A 19,836-nucleotide genomic window follows, 5' to 3' on the forward strand; every position below is an offset into this window, starting at 1 on the left:
TTTCTGACGGAGTAATCATACAAGCCCGGACAGATGCGCAGCATCGCCTCCGGGAGGTGAGCTAGCGCAGCAAACGCCGCCGATCTTCGCTGGGCGTCAGGCCAAAGACCTTTTTATATAAGGTGGTAAAGTGGTTGCTGTTGGCAAAACCGCATAAATAAGCCACTTCGGTAATCGTCATATCGGTCTCGCGTAATTTGACGCGCGCCGAAACTAAGCGCAGACGCTTTAAATAATTATCCGGCGTCAATCCCGTCGCCTCTTTAATATGGCGAAAAGCGGTCCGCGTGGTCAGGTGGAATTTCTCCGCCAGCTGCGGCCAGTTATGTTCTTCAAAACAGTGCTCCTGTAGCCAGGTCAGCAATTTATGCAGCTTATATTTGGTGGTGCTATATTCGGCTTCGGTTTCCGCATGCAGAATCGTCGTCACCAGCTGGAAAAAGGCGGCTTCGCGCAGGGCAATATTTTGCCCCCGCCGCAGCTCGGCAGAAAATATTTTATCTACCAGTTCCTTGCAGATATGGCGGGTATCCGGCGCCAGCCAGCCGTAGCAGGAAGCCTTTCGTGCGGAGAACGTCTGCAATAAGGTGTCGAGAGGCTGTAAATAATGAAATTCTACCAGTGGGTTAATTAATACGTTAATTAACTTAAGCGTTCCCAGCTCATCATAATAGTGAACATCGCCCGGCTGAACGTAAAAAACGTCGCCCTGCTGTATATATAATGGCCGGCCATTAATAACGTGTAAGCCGTGTCCTTCTTCAACGATCACCAGTTCAGCAAACTCGTGACTATGTTCATGGCTATTATCTTCCGGATCGCTGGCGTACATTCCCAGCTTATCCTGCGGATGGGTGAAATAATACTCAACGGTTAGCATCATCGATCGGGTCCAAAACGGCATACGGCGCAGGGGCAAGATAATGCATTTAACCGGCCGCCACGAGCAAGATTTATGGAATTGTGATCGGCGACCCGCTCATCTCATTATCAGTGCCATTTTGCCAGATGCATTGGCATTGCCAGAGTGGTTGCCGCGGGCGGCGGCGTCTTATGCTGCGGACAAATCAACACAGAGGACGCAGTATGTCACAGGCAATTCAGCATAATTCTCAGGTCATGATGACCCGCCACCCGAATTTTTTACGTACCGCCGAGGCGCTCCGGCCCGCGCTGAGTCGTCAGGCACACCCGCCGATCGCGGTAGTCGAAGCCCACGCCGACGCCGCGGCGCTCTTCGGCTGGCGCGCCGAGCCGGTGAGCACCCTGGCCGCGCTTTACCAGCGCGAGCTGAGTAGCGGCGATAGCGTCATTATTGATTTTGGCAGCCACTACGTTGGCTACCTGCATTTTCTCTGCCAGAGCGCCGGGAGTCCGCCGGACGCTCCGGCCCATCTGCAGTTGACCTTCGGCGAAACGCTGAGCGAAGTGTGCGAACCGTTCAGCGACTATCAGGGCTGGCTCAGCAGCAGCTGGCTGCAGCAGCAGGATCTGTGGCTTGATGTCCTGCCCGCCGAAATTGACCTGCCGCGCCGCTACTGCTTCCGCTATCTGAAGGTGGAGGTCAAAGCCGTTTCGCGCAAGTTTCGCCTGCAGTTCACGCAGATTGAGGTTAACGCGGTCACCTCGGCCAGCGGCGCATGCCCGGCGGCGACAACCTCCGACCCGCAGCTCCGGGCCATCGATAACGTTGCCGTGCTGACCCTGCAAAACTGCATGCAGGAAGTGTTTGAAGACGGCCCCAAACGCGACCGCCGCCTGTGGCTCGGCGATTTACGTCTGCAGGCGCTGGTCAACGATGTCACCTTCGCACGCCACGATCTGGTGCGCCGCTGCCTGTACCTTTTTGCCGGGCATACTCGCGAGGACGGCATGGTATCGGCCAACGTGTTCGTGCAGCCGGATGTCATTGCGGACGATACCTTTCTTTTTGATTACTCATTGTTTTTTGTCGACGTCCTCTACAACTATCTGCAAAGCGCGGAGGATATGGCCACGGCCCGCGAGCTGTGGCCCACGGCGCGTCGTCAGGTAGAACTGGCGCTGACCCGCTGCGATGCCTCCGGCATTGTGCGCGATAGCGACGACTGGTGGGTGTTTATCGACTGGCAGGCGTCGCTGAATAAACAGGCGGCGGCGCAGGGGGTACTGATTTACTGCCTGCAGCGCGCTATCTGGCTGGCGGAGCGTTTCGAACCTGAGCTAGCCGCAAGCTATTGCCAGCGTTTACAGCAGCTCAAAGCGGCGGCCCTCGATGCGTTATGGGACCCGCAGCAGGGCTTTTACGTCAGCGGCGCCCGGCGGCAGGTCTCCTGGGCATCGCAAATCTGGCTGGTGCTGGCGGAAGTCGGCACGCCGCAGCAGCGCCGGGAGATCATGCGCAACCTGGAGAAAAATCCCCCCGCTGTCGCCATGAATACACCCTACCTGCGTCATCACTATATCGCCGCCCTTCTGCAGTGCGGGCTGCGCGACGAGGCAATTGCGCAGATCAAAGCCTACTGGGGAGCCATGGTCGACTACGGCGCCGATACCTTCTGGGAAATCTTCGACCCGGCGCATCCTGATTTTTCCCCTTATGGCAGCAAACTGATAAACAGTTATTGCCATGCGTGGAGCTGCACCCCGGCCTGGTTTATTCGCCAGTACGGACTTTAACAACAACGATAAGCGAGTGTATTTTTATGGCAGAAACAACCTTTACCCTGTGGCGGCAGCGCCTTGGCTATGGCATCGCCGACCTCTCCTGCAACCTCGTGTGGCAGATGATCTCTCTTTATCTGATGTTCTTTTACACCGACGTGATGGGCCTGCCCGCCTATTACGTTGGCCTGATGTTTCTCGTGACGCGTCTGGTGGATGGCGTTGCCGACGTGCTGATGGGGCTGGTTATCGACAATACCGCCACCCGCTGGGGACGCTGTCGTCCGTATCTGCTTATTGGCGCGATCCCCTTCGGATTGCTGTGTATTCTGGCCTTCTACGTGCCGGATTTCGGCACCACCGGTAAGCTGATCTACGCTTTTGTCACCTATCTGTGCCTGTCGTTTCTCTATACCATCGTCAACATTCCGTTCTGCGCCATGCTGCCATTTCTGACGAACGACTCGCGGGAACGCACCACGCTGTCGGCGGTGCGTATTCTGCTCGGTTCGCTCGGCGCGACCATCGTCGCGGTCGCCACTCTGCCGCTGGTTGGCGCGCTGGGGAAAGGCAATCAGCAGCACGGCTTCTTCTACACGGCGGTGGTTTTCGGCGTTATTGCCACCTTCTTCCTGCTGGTGAGCTTCCGGAACGTTAAGGAAAATATCAGCATTACGCAGGAGCGCATGACCTTAAAACGCGCCTGGGTCAGCCTGCGCGCCAACCGGCCGTGGTTCGTCTTCGCCATCAATATTTTCCTGATGTGGGGCGCGTTTTTCTTCCAGACCGGGGCGCTGGTCTACTTTTTCCATTATTACGTCGGCAATAACGATCTCACGGCGATCGTCGCCGGGATCTCTACCTTCGTGCCTCTGCTGGGTACCCTCACCGTGCCGCTGCTCGCCAGCCGGATGAAAAAGCGCCACGTTTATCTGGTCGCCAGCGCGATCAACCTGGTCGGCATGGGCATGATGATGGCGGCAGGCGTTAACAGCTGGGGCCTGGTTGCCGGTGCGGTGGTGCTATCGCTTGGCGCCGGACAGCGCACGGCAATTTACTTCTCCATGCAGGCCGATCCGGTGGATTACGGGGTGTGGAAAACCGGCATCAATACCGCCGGCATTTTGACCTCTATCAACGGCTTTCTTGGCAAGGTGGCTATGGCGGGCGCGGGCGCTATTACCGGGGTACTGCTCTCATCCGGCGGCTATATCGCCAATCAGGCCCAAAGCGACGGCGCGATGCTGGCGATAAAAGCCTGCTACCTCTATATCCCGGCGCTGCTGATTGTCGCCTCAATGCTGTGGATTGGCCGCTTCTATCGCCTCGACGACCAGTATGAACAGATCCGCGCCGACCTTGATGCCGGACGCCGCGCGCCGTCGGACACATCTTCAGTCGCCGGAGAAAACCACGCCCTGTAAGGCGCAGCACACCCTTCATACCTCTGAAAAAAATAAGGATTAATATGCGTATCTCTTTGATTAGCGCGGCGGTTTGCTGCGCCCTTTTTTCGGCTTACGGCGCAAATGCGGCCCCGCTCACCGTCGAACAACGGCTAGCGCTGCTGGAGGCCCGGCTTAATCATGCGGAGCAGGAGGCCGGAGAGGCTAAACGTCGGGCGCAGCAGGCGGAGCTGCGCACCAGCGCGGCAGAACAGCGTGCGGCGGCGGCGGAAAAACAGGTGCAGACGTTAAGCCAGCGCACCGATGCCACGGAGCAAAAGCAGCAGGCTGCCGACAAACAGCTGGCGAAAAGCCGCCTTACCGACGGTTTTGAATTTAACGCCTACGCCCGCTCCGGAATGCTGGTCAACAGCCACGGCAAAGGCGCGCGCGGCGGTCCGGGGATCTCGCCGGCCAGTTCGCTCAACGGTGACGCCCACGTTGGCCGTCTCGGCAATGAGAAAGATAACTACGTGGAGCTCAGCTTCGGCAAAAAAATGACCTTCAGCGACGGGTCGTGGGCGCACTTTAAAACCATGCTTGCCGACGGCGCGACCAACCCGGATCCGTGGGTACAGGATAACGACAGCCACCATCTGAACGTGCGCCAGCTGTACGTCGAGATGGGTAATTTCGCCGATTTTTCCGGGCCGTTCAGGAGCGCCTCCATCTGGGCGGGCAAGCGTTTCGACCGCGATAACTTCGATATCCACTTTACCGATAGCGATATTATGTTCCTCGGCGGTACCGGCGGCGGGATCAATGACGTCAACTGGAACAGCACGCTGCGCGGCGATTACTCGGTCTATGCGCGCAGCTTTGGCGACCTGGGCAGCGATAACTATCAGGATAACGATATACAGAACCTGATGTTTACCGCCAACCACTTCTGGAACAACTGGCAGCTGATGACCACGGCGATGACCGCCCAGGGTAACGATGACCTGAAAGATACGACGTCGACAACCGGCAGCTACGCCCTGCGCAGCGATAATACGGCGAAAAACGGCTACTACGCGATGCTGGCGTATCACGACAAACAGCGGTTTTATGGCCTGGCGCCGGGCGTTTCGGAGAGCGCCCTGCAGTACGGCGGCGGGCTGGGCGCCGAAGCGCGGCAGCCGGGCAGCGACGGCGATCTTACCGAAAACGCCAAATCTCTGCGCTTTGCGTCATACGGTATTTTGCCGCTGGGGAAAAACTGGCAGCTTGCGCCATCGGTTATCGCCCAGCATAGCGAAGACCGCTATCGCGACGGGGACCGCTACGATTGGGCAACCTTCAACCTGCGGGTTTCCCAGGGGATCACCCGCAACTTCGCCCTGCTGTACGAGGCGTCCTGGCAATATATGGACCTGAATCCCAACGGCCGAACCTATCGCTACGACAGCGGCGTGCATCAATACCAGGCGGTGAGCGGCGATTTTTACAAGCTGACCTTCGCCCCGACGTTTAAAGTGGGCGATGTATTGGATATTAAAGCGCGGCCGGAGATACGTTTCTTTGTTACGTGGATGAACTGGGATAAAGATCTGGATCGCTACGCGATCAACGATGATTTCGGCAGTAAAGGCTTTACCGCCGGTGGTAACTGGAACTTTGGCGTGCAGACGGAGATTTGGTTTTAATAAAATAGCCCGTCCGGAGCAAACGCCTGGGCGGGTTTATTTAAATACGCGTTCTTACTTTGTCACTATGCTAGTTCAGTATAAAGTACATTAAACTAATAAAATAAAAACCATAAAATATGAGCGCTCTATTTCTCGACTTCTGTCAAAATAGAATCATTGGTTTCCATACGTAATACTCTCCTTTTTAAAGGCGCTGGTTACGAAATGGGGCAAACTCTGTCATTTTCCTTGCGAAGAATAACGTTTCAAATAACCTTCAACAAGTTGATAATCAATGGATTGCCCTGAAGCAATAAAAGCAGCTTCCTGGATGCACCGGTTGGATGACGTCGTTTCGTTTCCCAGCTTTTAACCAGCTCATAGCTAACGCCAACGGCGGCGGCGAAGTCCTGCTGTTTTAAACCTGTGGCTTCGCGTATCGCTTTCACATCAACTTCGCTGAAGGTATGAACGTGGTGCACCTTCGGCGTTTGTTCACCCTTCTCAATCCTGACCATTTCTTCTGCACTAGCCAGCAGATCGGCAAACAATTCGTCTTTCATACACACCTCAGTTGGCTCTCTGGCGCTATCAATGTATCGATCATTAATAGCTCAGCCTCACTTCATGTTTATTGGCTAGTTTAATAACTCAGCAACCTGCCTTAACATCTTTTTCTGCTCCTGGCTTAACTCATCCTGTTCATTTTTAGGATAGATGAGCGCCAGGTAGATTCTTCCCTTTATCGTTACATTATAGTAAATCACCCGCACGCCGCCGCGCTTTCCCGTTCCGGGACGACTCCAGCGGATTTTACGAAAACCTCCGGTTCCCGAAATGGTGTCACCTGCCTCAGGATCATTGATCAGGATTTCCTGGAAGGCCCGAAATTCATCATCCGGTAACAGCGCCTGGCGTCGTTTACTGAAACCTTGTAGTTCAATAAAAGTAAACATCTCATTCCCTGATGTCCTTACGACTTATCAGACAAAATACATGTACAGGGTACATTAATCAAGGGGTTTTATGTACCCTGTACATGGTGACGCGTTTACCCATGACAAGATGCATCGCTCATGACTTCGCTTCAGTGCCCCCCCGCCCGGGGGCGGCGCAGAGCGCCTGCCGGGCTACCGGACTGCAAACCGCCGGGAACGCGTAGCCCGGACAGATGCGCAGCATCGCCTCCGGGAAAGAAACCGGGTTACATGCTATAGCCCGGTTTCTTAATCAACTGTTCCATCTGCGGGGCGATTTCGCTGTCCCACACCTGCTGCCAGTCGCTCGGCTCAACCTGCTTCAGGGCCACGCTCACTGAACTCTCTTTGCTGTTGAGGTGGCGAATCAACACCTCGGTAATATCGGCGGCCAGCGCCGCTTTTTGTTCATCATTCAGGTCGCGGGGAAAACATTTAATATCAACGTGCGGCATAGCAGGCTCCTTTATTGTCTGGACGATAAAACTAGCATAACCCGCGTCATCCGGATCGCTTTTTGTACTTTAAATCAGCTCGTTGCGGCGCAGAACGGCTTCGAGTTTGGGATGTCGATACACCGCATCCGCCACGGCGACGAATTTTGGCGTCTGCGCCGCAAACCACTCCCGGCGCGGGCCCCAGGCGCACATCGCCGCAATATAGCAGTCCAGCAGGGTTATCTCCGTCCCCAGCGCATACGGCGCGGCGGCAAGCTGCTCCTCCAGCCATAGATAGAGCGATTTGCGATAGCTGATGCAGCTTTCCCGCAGCTGGTCTGGCGCATCGGCGGCCCAGCGCTCCGGGTAATCCGCAAAGGTAAAGGTGGGATAGACGTTCGCCACCAGCCAGATGAGCAGACGCTGAAAGGCATGCCGCTGCGGCGATCCCGGCGCCGGAGCCAGATCCGGTCGAACGTCGAGGATCATCAGGGCAATCGCCGCGGATTCGGTCATCACGCTGCCGTCTGCAAGCGTCAGGGTCGGCACCTGACACAGCGGGTTGATCTTTTTGAGGCGGTCGCGCTGCGGGCCCGGCTGGTCAAAGCCCTCAACGTTAACAAAATGGTACGGGATATCGGCCAGCGTCAGCATCAGTTCGCTAATTGTTGAGCCCCAGCCGGGTACGCCATAGACGGTGATCATATTCTGCGCCCTCGATGAATTTGCCGCTCAGGAACAGAGCGGCGACGGGTTTAGCAATTTTGCAGTATAGATTTGATTACGCCATGTCGCTATTGAGGCCCCCTCGCACATGCGAAACGGCAGAGCTACGCCGACTCGCGCGCCACCAGGTGAAAGCCGATATCAATAATCGCTTCCCCTTCTTCTCCGCCTTCTATGCGGTCGGCAAGCAGCGTGGCCGCCTGCTCGCCGATGGCATGACGGTCGACGCTGACGGTGGTGATGGCCGGGCGGTTGCTGGCGGCGAAGTCCAGATCGCCAAAACCGATCACCGCCAGATCCTGCGGCACGCGCAGCCCCCGGCTTTCGGCTTCCATAATCGCCCCCTGGGCAAGGGTATCGGAGCTGCAGACGATAACGTCAAACTCGCCGCCGGCGAGCAGCTCGGCCAGCCCGCGACGCCCCAGCGCCAGCGATGCCGGAAGCGGCACCTCGACCTGCGGCGCATCGTCAATGCCGTTTTTGGCCAGCCGGGCGCGGAGCCCCTGCTTTCGCAACGTCGCGCGCGCATCGCCGGCCCACAGCAGACCCGGGCGGCGGTAGCCTTTCTCCAGCAGGTACTCGCCAATGGTTTCGCCGACTTTTTCATGCGAAAAACCGACCAGCATATCCAGCGGCGTCGGGGTGAGATCCCAGATTTCCACCACCGGCGTGGCGGCGTTGAGGATCGTCTTCTTCAACGCCGGGGCGTGCTGAATGCCGGTCAATACCACGCCATCCGGACGCCGGGAGAGTAAGGTTGCTACCAGCTCGGCTTCGGTCTGTCGGCTGTAGCCCGCCACGCACAGCAGCATATGGTAGCCGCGCGCCGCCAGGGTATCGCTCAGCGCCTGGATGGTATCGACAAACATATTGTTATTGATTTGCGGCACCACCACGGCCACCAGCTTGCTGCGCCTGGAGGCCAGGCCGCCGGCCAGCGCGTTAGGGATATAGCCCGTTGCCTGCACCGCCTGCATCACTTTCTCGACCGTTTTTGGCCTCACCAGCTGCGGCGTATTCAGCGCCCGGCTGACCGTCATCGACGACAATCCGGCGCTACGGGCTACGTCATCCAGCGTCGGCGCGCGCGTCGGTTTTCTGCTTTTCACGACTAAGCCCCTGTGTTGAGTCGTTTTCTGTGGGCATTATTGATGATGGCCCGCGCAATTGCCAGCGCTCACCTCGACATCCTCAATAGAATCAAATACCTGAAACACAAAATGTTATCGCTATCATTTTGATTTGTGATTTTTCACAAACATTTTTGGATCGTGACCTGAGCTGCATAATTTTACCCTTTATAACCGCTAATTGTGATCGTTTGTACAAATTAAAATCACTGTCGTAGCGCCAGGACAATTTCACGATTAAAAATGTTAGCGCAAACATTTTACCACTGAAAAGGAACTGACTATGACCTCGAGCGCTAATTCCGAGTCCGTGACCTACGCCAAAGCTTCCGGCGTCAAAACCGCCGCTGAAACCGGCGACCGCATTGAACACGTCAAACTGTCGCTGGCCTTTCTGCCGCTGGCGACCCCCGTTAGCGATGCAAAGGTTCTGACCGGTCGGCAAAAACCGCTTACCGAAGTAGCGATCGTTATCGCGGAAATCCGCTCCCGGGACGGCTTTGAAGGCGTTGGCTTCAGCTATTCCAAGCGTGCGGGCGGCCAGGGCATTTACGCCCACGCCAAAGAGATCGCCGATAATCTGCTCGGCGAAGATCCGAACGATATCGACAAGATCTACACCAAACTGCTGTGGGCCGGCGCATCCGTTGGCCGCAGCGGTATGGCGGTACAGGCCATCTCCCCTCTTGATATTGCGCTGTGGGATATGAAAGCCAAACGCGCCGGACTACCGCTGGCGAAACTGCTCGGCGCGCACCGCGATTCCGTTCAGTGCTACAACACCTCCGGCGGCTTCCTGCATACGCCGCTGGATCAGGTGTTAAAAAACGTGGCTATCTCCCGTGAGAACGGAATTGGCGGGATTAAGCTGAAGGTCGGTCAGCCGAATACCGCCGAAGATATTCGTCGCCTGACGGCGGTGCGTGAGGTGCTGGGCGATGACTTCCCGCTGATGGTGGACGCCAACCAGCAGTGGGATCGCGAAACCGCCATCCGCATGGGGCGCAAAATGGAGCAGTTCAATCTGATCTGGATTGAAGAGCCCCTTGACGCCTACGATGTTGAAGGCCACGCGCAGCTCGCCGCCGCGCTGGATACGCCGATTGCCACCGGCGAGATGCTGACCAGCTTCCGCGAACATGAGCAGCTTATCCTCGGCAACGCCAGCGACTTTGTCCAGCCGGATGCGCCGCGCGTCGGCGGGATCTCCCCGTTCCTGAAGATTATGGATCTGGCGGCGAAGCACGGTCGCAAGCTGGCCCCGCACTTTGCGATGGAGGTACACCTGCATCTCGCCGCCGCCTACCCGCTCGAGCCGTGGCTGGAGCACTTCGAGTGGCTGAACCCGCTGTTTAACGAACAGCTGGAGCTGCGCGACGGGCGGATGTGGGTTTCCGAACGCCACGGTCTGGGCTTTACCCTGAGCGAACAGGCCCGCCGCTGGACCCAGCAAAGCTGCGAGTTTGGTAAACGCCCTTAACCGAATTCCCCGGATGGCGGCACAAGGGCTAAAGGCTCCGTAGCCCGGGCAAGGCGCGTCAAGCGCCGCCCCCGGGAGAATATCGCGTTTTCCCGGAGGCGATGCGGCGCATCTGTCCGGGCTACCGGTCCGCAGATGACTGAAAACCTGTAGCCCTGCCGGGGAAATACCTCTTATTGACTGTACCCACAATAAACAACCCTGCAAAGGAGTTGAAGATGACTACCCCCTTAAAACGCAGCAACGTGCGTTACGGCATATTACTGTTTTTATTTCTGGCTACCGTATTTAATTATGCCGACCGGGCAACGCTGTCCGTCGTCGCGCCTATTATGAGCAAAGAGTTAGGCTTTGATCCCGAGGCGATGGGGCTGGCCTTTTCAGTTTTTGGTATCTCCTACGTCATTATGCAAATACCCGGCGGCTGGCTGCTGGATAAATATGGTTCGCGGCTGGTTTACGGCTGCGCGCTGATTGGCTGGTCGATCGTCACCATGTTTCAGGGAACGATCTATCTGTTCGCCAGCCCATTGATCGTACTGGTGATTCTGCGTCTGATGATGGGCGCGATTGAAGCCCCCGCCTTCCCCGCTAACAGCCGTCTCAGCGTACAGTGGTTTCCCAATAAAGAGCGTGGATTCGTCACCTCGGTCTATCAGGCCGCGCAGTATATTTCCCTGGGAATTATTACGCCGCTAATGACGATTATTCTGCATAATTTAAGCTGGCACTACGTATTTTATTATATTGGCGCTATCGGCGTGGTGCTGGGGATATTCTGGCTGGTAAAAGTAAGAGATCCCTCTTACCATCCAAAAATTAACCAACAGGAGCTCGACTATATTCGCGAAGGCGGCGGCGAGCCGGAATTAGGTACGAAAAAAACGCAGCAGAAATTAACCCTCGCGCAGATTAAAAGCGTCTGCGTTAATCGCATGATGATCGGCGTGTATATCGGCCAGTTCTGCGTAACGTCCATTACCTGGTTCTTCCTGACGTGGTTTCCCACCTATCTCTACCAGGCCAAAGGTATGTCGATCCTCAAGGTCGGTTTTGTCGCCAGTATCCCGGCCATTGCCGGATTTATCGGCGGACTGCTCGGTGGGGTATTCTCAGACTGGCTGCTCAAACGCGGCTACAGCCTGACGACCGCCCGCAAGCTGCCGGTGATCTGCGGCATGCTGCTCTCCTGCGTGATTGTCGTCGCCAACTACACCACCTCGGAAGTGGTGGTGATCGCCGCCATGAGCCTGGCCTTCTTTGCTAAAGGTTTCGGTAACCTCGGCTGGTGCGTGCTGAGCGACACCTCGCCGAAGGAAATGCTGGGAATTGCCGGCGGAGTTTTCAACATGTGCGGCAACCTGGCGAGTATTATCACGCCGCTGGTTATCGGCGTGATCCTCGCTAATACCCACTCCTTTGATTACGCCATCCTGTACGTCGGTTCCATGGGCGTGCTGGGCCTGTTCTCCTATCTGTTTATCGTCGGGCCGCTGGATCGTTTGACGCTGACCCCGCGCGCCGCCTGATTTAAAACCCTGGCGAGCATTCGCCTCCGCTGTTTCGCATCACACTCCTGCGAAACAGCGGTTTTTTAGTAGGTTATCCCCGGCGGATTCACTTCCGATTGCGTCACCTCTTCGCCCTGCTCTCCCCAGCGCGCCAGCACTTTCTGATACTCGCCGCGAGCAATCGCGCCGTTCAGCGCCGCCTGCAGCGCCGGAGCCAGGCCGTTGCCCTTTTTGGTCGTGGTGGCAACGTACGCTTTTTTCGGCCCCAGGCCGACGACTTTGGTTTTGCCGCTGAGCGCCGCTTTATAGGCCGCCACCGACTGCGGCCCAAAGAACACGTCCGCGCGACCGGACTGAATATAGAGGTTGCCCGAGGCGTCATCGGTCAGGTAGACCGGCAGCGCGGGTTGCCGCCCGGCGGCTTCGTTTTCGGCGTTCCAGCCGAGCAAAATCCGCTCCTGGTTAGTCCCGGACCCGACGATCACTTTTTTACCCGCGAGATCCGCCGGACCGCTCACGCGGGCGATATCGCTGGTTGATTTCACGGAAAAGGCCAGAGAGTCAACGCGATAGGTGGCAAAATCAAACTTCTCTTTCCGCTGCTCGGTCACCGCAATATTGACCAGCGCGACGTCGTAGCGTCCGGAAGTAATCCCCAGCGGCCAGTCCTCCCAGGCGGTGGGCACCAGCTTTAGCTTCAGCCCGAGGCTGCCGGCCAGCAGCCGGGCAATATCCGGGTCGCTGCCGATACGCGTGCGGTTATCGCTGGCCAACAGCGCCAGCGGCGGCGAATTGAGCGCCGAAATCGCCACCGTTAAGGTACCCGGCTCGACGAAGGCGTAATTTGCCGGGATCTTCGCGATCGCCTGCTCATCGCGGGTCACCGGCAGCGGCTGCTCGTTGGCGCGCAGGTCGATAGCCGCCTGCGATGCCGCAGATAAAGAGAGTAGTGTCAGGGCCAAAAGTCCGTTTCTCATGCCGCTAATACCCTCGATAAGAACTGCCGCGTACGCGGATGCTGCGGTTGGTTCAGCACGGCGTCGCTGCTGCCCTGCTCGACTATCTTGCCGTCGACCATAAACACCACCCGGTCCGCCACCTCTTTCGCAAAACCGATTTCATGGGTGACCACCACCAGCGTGGTGCCGGAGCGCGCCAGCTTTTTAATCACGTCCAGCACTTCCCCCACCAGCTCAGGGTCGAGCGCGGAGGTCGGTTCATCGAACAGCATTACCCGCGGGTTAAGCGCCAGCGCCCGGGCAATAGCGATGCGCTGCTGCTGGCCGCCGGACAGGTGCCGCGACCAGGCGTCGGCTTTATTGCGCAGTCCGACCACGTCCAGCAGTTCATACGCCCGCGCGATCGCCTCTTTGCGGGTCGCCTGCTTATGGGCTATGGGGGCCTCAATCAGATTTTCCAGCACCGTCAGATGCGGGAACAGGTTGAAGTTCTGAAATACGTAGCCGACGTTAACCCGCTGGCGGAGGATCTCTTTCTCTTTCAGCTCGTAGAGCTTGTCGCCTTTACGGCGATAGCCGATATAGTCGCCATCGATCTGAATAAAGCCTTCATCCACGCGCTCCAGATGATTAATCGCCCGCAGCAGCGTCGATTTTCCCGAACCGGACGGCCCGAGGATCACCGTCACCGTGCCGGGTTCGATTTCCAGCGATACGTCATCAAGCGCTTTGTGGCGGCCAAAATATTTGCTGACGCCGGTGATGGAGATATGGCCGTTACGAGAGTTGGGCATGGGCGGACTCCTGGGGTTGTGGGCGACGAATGGACTCAACGCGGCGGCTGCTGCGGGCGCTATTGACCGCCGAGCGGCGTTCGCTGCGGGCCAGTCCGCGCTCGACCAGATACTGGATCAGCGACAGCACGCTGGTGATCGCCAGATACCATGCGGCGCCGACCATCAGCAGCGGGATCACTTCCTGGGTGCGGTTATAGATCATCTGGATGGTGTAAAACAGCTCCGGCATCGCCAGCACGTAAACCATCGCCGTCCCCTTGGCGAGGCTGATAATTTCGTTAAAGCCCGCCGGTAAAATGGTGCGCAGCGCCTGCGGCAGAATAATGCGCAGGGTCCGACGGCTGGCCGGAAGCCCCAGCGCCGCCGCCGCTTCATACTGCCCGTGATCGACCCCGAGAAAGCCGCCGCGGATAATTTCGGCGGTGTAGGCGCTTTGCACCAGGGTCAGCCCGACAACGGCGGTAGAAAACTGCCCCAGTACGTTGATGGTCTCAAAGCTGGCCCAGCGAATCGCGGTGAACGGAATGCCTATCGCTAGCGTGTCGTAAAGATAGGAGAAGTTGTAGAGAATAATCAGCACCACGATCAGCGGCAGCGAGCGGAACAGCCAGATATAGCCCCAGGCCAGGCTGCTCAGCAGCCATGAACTGGAGAGCCGGGCCAGCGCCAGCAGGCCGCCGAGAATAACGCTCAGCGCCGTCGCCAGCAGGGTCAGCAGCAGCGTCTGCCCGAGACCTTCAAGGATCACCGGGTCAAAGAACCAGCGGGCAAAGACGCGCCACTCCCAGCGCGGGTTAAAGGCGACCGATTGAATCACCACCGCCAGCACCAGCAGCGCCAGCAGCGCGCCTACCGCCCGCAGCGGATAGCGCGCGGGGACAACCTTAATCGTTTCCTGGGTATGCATATTGGCTCCTTAAGCGCTCTGGCTCAGCGCGCTGACCGCCAGCGCTTTCGTAAAGCGCAGTCGACCATCGAACGGCGGCAGGCTGTACTCTTCCGGATCGCGGCTGAGGTCAAACTGCGCCTCGTAGCCCTGGCTCAGGTAGAGCCGCACCGCTTCCGGCTGCCGAAAACCGGTGGTCAGATAGATATGGCTGTAGCCCGCGAGCAGCGCCCGTCGCTCCAGCTCCTGCACCACTTTCGCCGCCAGCCCCTGCTGGCGCAGACGACGATGGGTCCAGATACGTTTGATTTCTGCCGTATGGGAATCTTTCGGTTTGTACGCGCCGGTGGCGATAATTTCCCCTTCGCGCTCCAGCACGATAAACAGCCCCTGCGGCGCCAGATACCATTCAGTCAGCTCGATTTCGGCATCGCGGGAGAAATAGTCGCCGTAGCGCGCGGCGTACTCGCCGAACAGGCCCTCAATAATCGGCTGCAGCTCCGGCGCTTCCGGAGAGACATCGCGGAATAGATCGCTCATCATGCCTCCTGTTAGTCGCCGAGTCCGGCCGGGTTGATTTCCGATTGCGGAATGCTCTCCACGCCTTCCCCCCAGCGGTTCAGCACCTTCGCGTAGTCGCCGCTGCGGATTGCGCCGTTCAGCGCCGTCTGTACCGGTTCAACCAGACCACTGCCTTTTTTCACCGTCACGGCAATATGCGCCGCCTTCGGCCAGCCGCCGTCAACGCTGCCTACCAGCTTGGTTTTGCCGGTCAGCGCCGCTTTCCACGCGCCGATCACGTTGGGACCGAAGAAGGCGTCGGCGCGCCCGGACTGCAGCGCCAGGGTCTGGGCGGCGTCGTCTTTGGTGTAGACCGGCGTAAACGGCTTCAGCCCCTTCTTGAGATTCTCGGCGTTCCACGCCAGCAAAATGGCTTCCTGATTGGTGCCGGAGCCGACGATAATCCGCAGCCCGGCAATATCTTCCGCTTTTTCAATTTTGCTCAGCGGACTGGTGCTCTTGACGTAAAAACCCAGCGAATCTTTGCGGTAGGTGGCGAAATCAAACTTCTCTTTGCGCTCTTTGGTCACGGTGATATTGCTGACCGCCGCATCATATTTGCCGGAAGCGACGCCGAGCGGCCAGTCCTCCCACGAGGTGGGTACCACATTCAGCTCCAGCCCGAGGCTGTCGGCCACCAGGCGGGCGATATCCACCTCGCTGCCGAGCAGGGTTTTGTTATCGTCAGAAAACACGGTCAGCGGCGGTGAGTTCAGCGCGGCGACCGCGACCGTCAGCTTACCCGGCACCGCCAGGTGGAGACCTTTCGGCAGCTGCGCGATAGCCTGCGGGTTTTTCGCCGTATGAATCGGCGTTTTGTTGGCTTCGAGGCTCACGCCGGTGCCGTTGATCGTGACGTTCTGCGCCCAGGATGACGCGCTAACGGCCAGCGCCAGCGCCAGTAATAGCGATTTTTTCTGCGTTTTCTGCATAGCGGGTGTTCTCTATTATTGTTTTTGGAATTGATTCACGGGCTCTGCCAGCCCTAAGCTTTCGCGCAGCGTGGTGCCGGGATATTCCCGGCGGAATAGTCCGCGCTGCTGAAGAATCGGTACCACCTGATCCACAAAGCGCGGGAAGGTATCCGGCGTACCGCCCTGGATAATAAAACCGTCCGTCGCGCGCTGTTCAAACCACTGCTGCAGACCATCCGCCACCTCTTCGGCGGTTCCGGCAAAGCGCGGTCGCGGGCTGGCCGCCTCCAGCGCCACCTGGCGCAGCGTCAGGCCGCGTTCGCGGGCATTGCGTTTTATCTCGTCGGTGGTGCTGCGAAAGCTGTTCTGCCCGAGGTCGCCGATATCCGGGAACGCCTCATCCAGCGGATACTGAGCAAAGTCGTGATGTTCAAAATAGCGGCCGAGATAATTCAGCGCGTCTTCAATCGACACCAGCGCAGCGGTGGTCTGGTATTGCTGCTCCACATCGTCGGCGCTGTCGCCAACGATGACGCTGACGCCCTGGAAGATATGCAGTTCACTCTCCCGGCGGCCGTGCGCTGCAAGCTGGCTTTTGACGTCGCGATAAAAGGCCTGCGCCTCCGCCAGCGACTCCTGATGGGTAAAAATAGCGTCTGCGTGGCTGGCGGCTAACTTTTTACCGTCATCGGAGGCGCCCGCCTGAAAGATAATGGGCCGGCCCTGCGGCGTGCGGGCAATATTTAGCGGACCGGCTACTTTAAAGAAATCGCCGTGATGATTAAGCGTGTGCAGCTTGTTTTTATCAAAGAACTGGCCGCTCTCTTTATTACGAATAAATGCGTCCTGCTCCCAGGAGTCCCACAGGCCTTTGACAACCTGCAGATATTCATCGGCAATACGGTAGCGCAGCGCATGATCGGGATGCTGGGCGCGGGAGAAGTTTTTTGCTGAGCCTTCCAGCGGCGAGGTGACCACGTTCCAGCCCGCGCGGCCGCCGCTCAGATGATCGAGGCTGGCGAACTGGCGGGCGGTGGTAAAGGGTTCGCTGTAGGAGGTCGACAGGGTACCGACCAGGCCTAAACGCGAAGTTACCGCCGCAAGGGTGGATAATACGGTGAGCGGTTCAAAACGATTTAAAAAATGCGGGATCGATTTTTCATTAATATATAAGCCATCGGCAACAAAAATAAAATCGAGCTTGCCCTCTTCCGCTTTTAACGCCGTCTGCTTGACGAACTCAAAGTTAATACTGGCATCGGCCAGCGCGGCCGGATGACGCCAGGCCGACATATTTCCCGATGCGCCGTGTAATATAGTACCAATGCGCAGCTGCCGTTGTTCAGACATCGTTAATCCTTAGTCAATGACCCTGAATAATTAAAGTGCTTTTAATGCCTGCTCTGCCAGATCGGCAAAGTAGTGCGCCGCCGGGGCGATTAAACGCTCATCCGGGTTAAACGCCGGATGGTGAAGACCAAATTCGCTGGCGCTGCCGATGCTGACGAACGCGCCGGGAATATGCTGAAGATAAACGGCAAAATCCTCCCCGCCGAGATGGAGATCCGCATGGTGCGTGCGGTAGCCAGACTTATCGGCCACGTCGCTGGCGAAAGCGGCCCAGCGCTCATCATTAACCAGCGCGGTCGGTCCGGCGTACCAGAAGACATCTATCTGCGCGCCGAAGGCGCTGGCGAAGCCGGCGGCAATCTCGCTCACCCGCGCTTTCACCCGCTGCTGGACTTCGCTGCTGTGGGTGCGCAGCGTACCTTCCAGCTCGACGCTTTCCGGCAGGACGTTCCAGGTATTGCCGCCCTGAATCCGCGTGACGCTAAGCACCACGGAATCGAGGGTATTCACTTCGCGGCTGGCGACGCTTTGCAGCAGGGTCACCAGCTGGCTGGCCAGCAGAATGGCGTCCTTCCCTTCATGAGGCCGGGCGGCGTGAGCGCCTTTGCCGGTCACCTTAAACACAAAGCGATCGACGTTGGCGTAAAACGCGCCGCCTCGGGTGGCGAATTCGCCCACCGGCAGACCCGGTTCATTATGCATACCGAAAATGGCGGAAACGCCCTCCAGCACGCCGGCGCGAATCAGGGTTTTCGCGCCGCCGAAGCTCTCCTCCGCCGGCTGGAACAGAATACGGACGCGTCCCGCCAGCTGCGCTTCGCGTTGTTTCAGCAGTAAGGCCGCGCCAAGGATCACGCTGGTATGAATATCATGCCCGCAGGCGTGCATTACGCCGGCATTCAACGAGCGAAACGGCACGCTGGCCGCCTCTTCGATAGGCAGCGCATCGATATCGGCACGCAGGGCTATCACCTTATCGCCGCTGCCCACTTCGGCAACCGCGCCGGTTTTCAGTTCATAAGGCAGCAGGCTGATGCCGCCGCTCTGCAGCCAGTCGCGAATACGTGCGGTGGTGTCGACTTCCTGCAGCGAGAGCTCGGGGTACTGGTGCAGTTCGCGCCGCCAGCGAATTAACTGTTCGGAAAGGCTCATGGCTGCACCTCCGCGCTCAAATGCGCCCGGGCCAGCAGGCGCAGGGAGTTAAGGCGCGCCGCGCCATCGTTAATGGGCGTGTCGATAATAAATTCGTCGATGTTCCAGGCCGACTGCAGGGCATCCAGCTGCGCTTTCACCTGTTCCGGGGTGCCGAACAGCACCGCCGATTCCCGCCGGGCGATGCGCGTCGGCCTGCTGCCCGCCTGACGGGCAAAGGCGGCCGCCTGCGCTTCGCTGCCGACGGTGACCCGCTGGCCGTTTTCCAGCTCAACGCCCCACGTTTCGACGGATTTTGCCAGCTCCGCCGCCGTCGCGTCCTCTTCGGCCACGATGACCTGGACGGCAATAATCGCGTCTCGACGGCTCAGTTCACGCCAGCGGGTTAACACCTCGCGCAGCAGCTGCTTATCGCCGTTGAGATGGGCGGCGAAGACGAAGTTCCAGTCCAGCTGCGCCGCCAGCTGCGCGCTCTCCAGGCTGGCGCCGAGCAGAAAGCCGTCGGCGCGACGCGGCGGGATCGGCGTTGCGCGGACGCTCTCCTCACCGTCGGTTTCGGTCAGCGACAGCCAGTTGTCGAGCTGCGCCAGCTGGTCGGCAAAACGCCCCTTTTGCTGGGGGTCAAGCCCCTGCTGTAACGCGCGAGTGGAGAGCGGCAGTCCGCCAGGGGCTTTGCCCACGCCCAGATCCACGCGGCCCGGAGCGAGGGAAGCCAGCATATTGAAGTTTTCCGCCACTTTATACGGGCTGTAGTGCTGCAGCATGACGCCGCCGGAGCCAACGCGAATCCTGCGGGTCTGGCCAAGGATCCAGGCAATGGCCAGCTCTGGCGACGGACTGGCGAGCTGGTCAGTATTGTGGTGTTCGGCTATCCAGAAGCGATGATAGCCCCAGGCTTCCGCCTGTTGCGCAAGCGTTAATGTACGCGCCAGCGCCTGGGCAGCCGTTTCTCCGGCTGCCAGCGGGCTTTTATCCAGGATACTGATTCGATAAGACATTTCGCAGGCTCATGTGAATTAACATGTCTGCATTATTAGAAGCGCCCGCGGCTGGTGAGAAACAATTTATTTACATTTACTCTGCCGGAAATTAGATATGCGGTGAGGTAACTGCCCCGGAGGCGATGCTGCGCATCTGTCCGGGCTACGCGTCCTCAGCCCCGGAGGTGACGCTGCGCTTAGCCGGGAAGAAGCCGCAGCAATGCCACGTCACGGCATATTCCCCGGGTTGCGGCGTAAACGCCTTACCCGGGCTACGG

General features: G+C 58.2%; 17 protein-coding genes and 1 pseudogene. 5 read left to right on the forward strand and 13 right to left on the reverse strand.

The window, feature by feature from the left end; genetic code table 11:
• Window positions 1–61: 61 nt before the first annotated feature.
• Window positions 62–883: a helix-turn-helix domain-containing protein gene (locus ABLU87_RS04035; protein WP_014229266.1), complete on the reverse strand. Its 822-nt coding sequence runs from the start codon at window positions 881–883 to the stop codon at window positions 62–64.
• 203 nt (window positions 884–1,086) lie between these two features.
• Here ABLU87_RS04035 and ABLU87_RS04040 point away from each other — a divergent pair, with 203 nt between their 5' ends.
• The 3 genes from ABLU87_RS04040 to ABLU87_RS04050 are packed head-to-tail and all read left to right on the forward strand — an operon-like array spanning window position 1,087 to window position 5,716.
• A complete protein-coding gene (locus ABLU87_RS04040; RefSeq protein ID WP_049069857.1) occupies window positions 1,087–2,658 on the forward strand; it encodes a family 78 glycoside hydrolase catalytic domain in 1,572 nt (523 codons plus the stop codon).
• A 26-nt stretch (window positions 2,659–2,684) separates the two neighbouring features.
• Window positions 2,685–4,067, forward strand: coding sequence for a glycoside-pentoside-hexuronide (GPH):cation symporter (locus ABLU87_RS04045; protein ID WP_009652254.1), 1,383 nt, complete (start codon window positions 2,685–2,687; stop codon window positions 4,065–4,067).
• A gap of 44 nt (window positions 4,068–4,111) precedes the next feature.
• Entirely contained in the window at window positions 4,112–5,716 is a 1,605-nt protein-coding gene (locus ABLU87_RS04050) for a carbohydrate porin (RefSeq protein WP_025107870.1), read from the forward strand.
• 248 nt (window positions 5,717–5,964) lie between these two features.
• On the opposite strand, the gene nadS is transcribed toward ABLU87_RS04050, so the two are convergent.
• The 5 genes from nadS to ABLU87_RS04075 form a co-directional block, all read right to left on the reverse strand.
• Window positions 5,965–6,261: a NadS family protein gene (gene nadS / locus ABLU87_RS04055; protein ID WP_004138143.1), complete on the reverse strand. Its 297-nt coding sequence runs from the start codon at window positions 6,259–6,261 to the stop codon at window positions 5,965–5,967.
• A 75-nt stretch (window positions 6,262–6,336) separates the two neighbouring features.
• Window positions 6,337–6,654: a type II toxin-antitoxin system RelE/ParE family toxin gene (locus ABLU87_RS04060; protein WP_014229262.1), complete on the reverse strand. Its 318-nt coding sequence runs from the start codon at window positions 6,652–6,654 to the stop codon at window positions 6,337–6,339.
• A gap of 248 nt (window positions 6,655–6,902) precedes the next feature.
• On the reverse strand, window positions 6,903–7,130 hold the full coding sequence (pptA, locus tag ABLU87_RS04065; protein ID WP_004850668.1) for a tautomerase PptA: 228 nt from the start codon (window positions 7,128–7,130) through the stop codon (window positions 6,903–6,905).
• Between the two features lie 69 nt (window positions 7,131–7,199).
• Window positions 7,200–7,817 carry a glutathione S-transferase family protein gene (locus tag ABLU87_RS04070; protein ID WP_032749190.1) on the reverse strand — a complete coding sequence of 206 codons (618 nt, stop codon included), beginning with the start codon at window positions 7,815–7,817 and terminating at the stop codon, window positions 7,200–7,202.
• A 125-nt stretch (window positions 7,818–7,942) separates the two neighbouring features.
• Entirely contained in the window at window positions 7,943–8,947 is a 1,005-nt protein-coding gene (locus tag ABLU87_RS04075) for a LacI family DNA-binding transcriptional regulator (protein ID WP_029946962.1), read from the reverse strand.
• Window positions 8,948–9,251: 304 nt separating this feature from the next.
• Here ABLU87_RS04075 and ABLU87_RS04080 point away from each other — a divergent pair, with 304 nt between their 5' ends.
• Together ABLU87_RS04080 and ABLU87_RS04085 are read left to right on the forward strand one after the other, a co-directional pair.
• The gene (locus ABLU87_RS04080; protein ID WP_025107872.1) at window positions 9,252–10,448 is read left to right on the forward strand and encodes an L-talarate/galactarate dehydratase; all 1,197 of its coding nucleotides are present in this window, start codon (window positions 9,252–9,254) and stop codon (window positions 10,446–10,448) included.
• A 218-nt stretch (window positions 10,449–10,666) separates the two neighbouring features.
• Window positions 10,667–11,977: an MFS transporter gene (locus ABLU87_RS04085; protein ID WP_025107873.1), complete on the forward strand. Its 1,311-nt coding sequence runs from the start codon at window positions 10,667–10,669 to the stop codon at window positions 11,975–11,977.
• A 65-nt stretch (window positions 11,978–12,042) separates the two neighbouring features.
• On the opposite strand, the gene ABLU87_RS04090 is transcribed toward ABLU87_RS04085, so the two are convergent.
• The 7 genes and pseudogenes from ABLU87_RS04090 to ABLU87_RS04120 all read right to left on the reverse strand — a co-directional run bounded on the left by ABLU87_RS04090 (window position 12,043) and on the right by ABLU87_RS04120 (window position 19,576).
• Window positions 12,043–12,936: an ABC transporter substrate-binding protein gene (locus tag ABLU87_RS04090; protein WP_029946963.1), complete on the reverse strand. Its 894-nt coding sequence runs from the start codon at window positions 12,934–12,936 to the stop codon at window positions 12,043–12,045.
• Entirely contained in the window at window positions 12,933–13,712 is a 780-nt protein-coding gene (locus tag ABLU87_RS04095) for an amino acid ABC transporter ATP-binding protein (RefSeq protein WP_014229256.1), read from the reverse strand. Before ABLU87_RS04095 ends, ABLU87_RS04090 begins: the two co-directional genes overlap by 4 nt.
• The gene (locus ABLU87_RS04100; RefSeq protein WP_014229255.1) at window positions 13,696–14,622 is read right to left on the reverse strand and encodes an amino acid ABC transporter permease; all 927 of its coding nucleotides are present in this window, start codon (window positions 14,620–14,622) and stop codon (window positions 13,696–13,698) included. The genes ABLU87_RS04095 and ABLU87_RS04100 overlap by 17 nt, the downstream gene beginning before the upstream one ends.
• A gap of 9 nt (window positions 14,623–14,631) precedes the next feature.
• Window positions 14,632–15,141, reverse strand: a complete 510-nt coding sequence (locus tag ABLU87_RS04105) for a GNAT family N-acetyltransferase (protein ID WP_025107874.1) — start codon at window positions 15,139–15,141, stop codon at window positions 14,632–14,634.
• Between the two features lie 11 nt (window positions 15,142–15,152).
• Window positions 15,153–17,426 (reverse strand): annotated as a pseudogene (locus ABLU87_RS04110) (NtaA/DmoA family FMN-dependent monooxygenase).
• 30 nt (window positions 17,427–17,456) lie between these two features.
• The gene (locus tag ABLU87_RS04115; RefSeq protein ID WP_025107875.1) at window positions 17,457–18,578 is read right to left on the reverse strand and encodes an amidohydrolase; all 1,122 of its coding nucleotides are present in this window, start codon (window positions 18,576–18,578) and stop codon (window positions 17,457–17,459) included.
• Window positions 18,575–19,576 carry an LLM class flavin-dependent oxidoreductase gene (locus ABLU87_RS04120; protein WP_049082472.1) on the reverse strand — a complete coding sequence of 334 codons (1,002 nt, stop codon included), beginning with the start codon at window positions 19,574–19,576 and terminating at the stop codon, window positions 18,575–18,577. Before ABLU87_RS04120 ends, ABLU87_RS04115 begins: the two co-directional genes overlap by 4 nt.
• Window positions 19,577–19,836 lie beyond the last annotated feature (260 nt).

It is taken from the genome of Klebsiella sp. CB_Kp196, from assembly GCF_040061575.1.
GTDB classification, from domain to species: domain Bacteria; phylum Pseudomonadota; class Gammaproteobacteria; order Enterobacterales; family Enterobacteriaceae; genus Klebsiella; species Klebsiella michiganensis.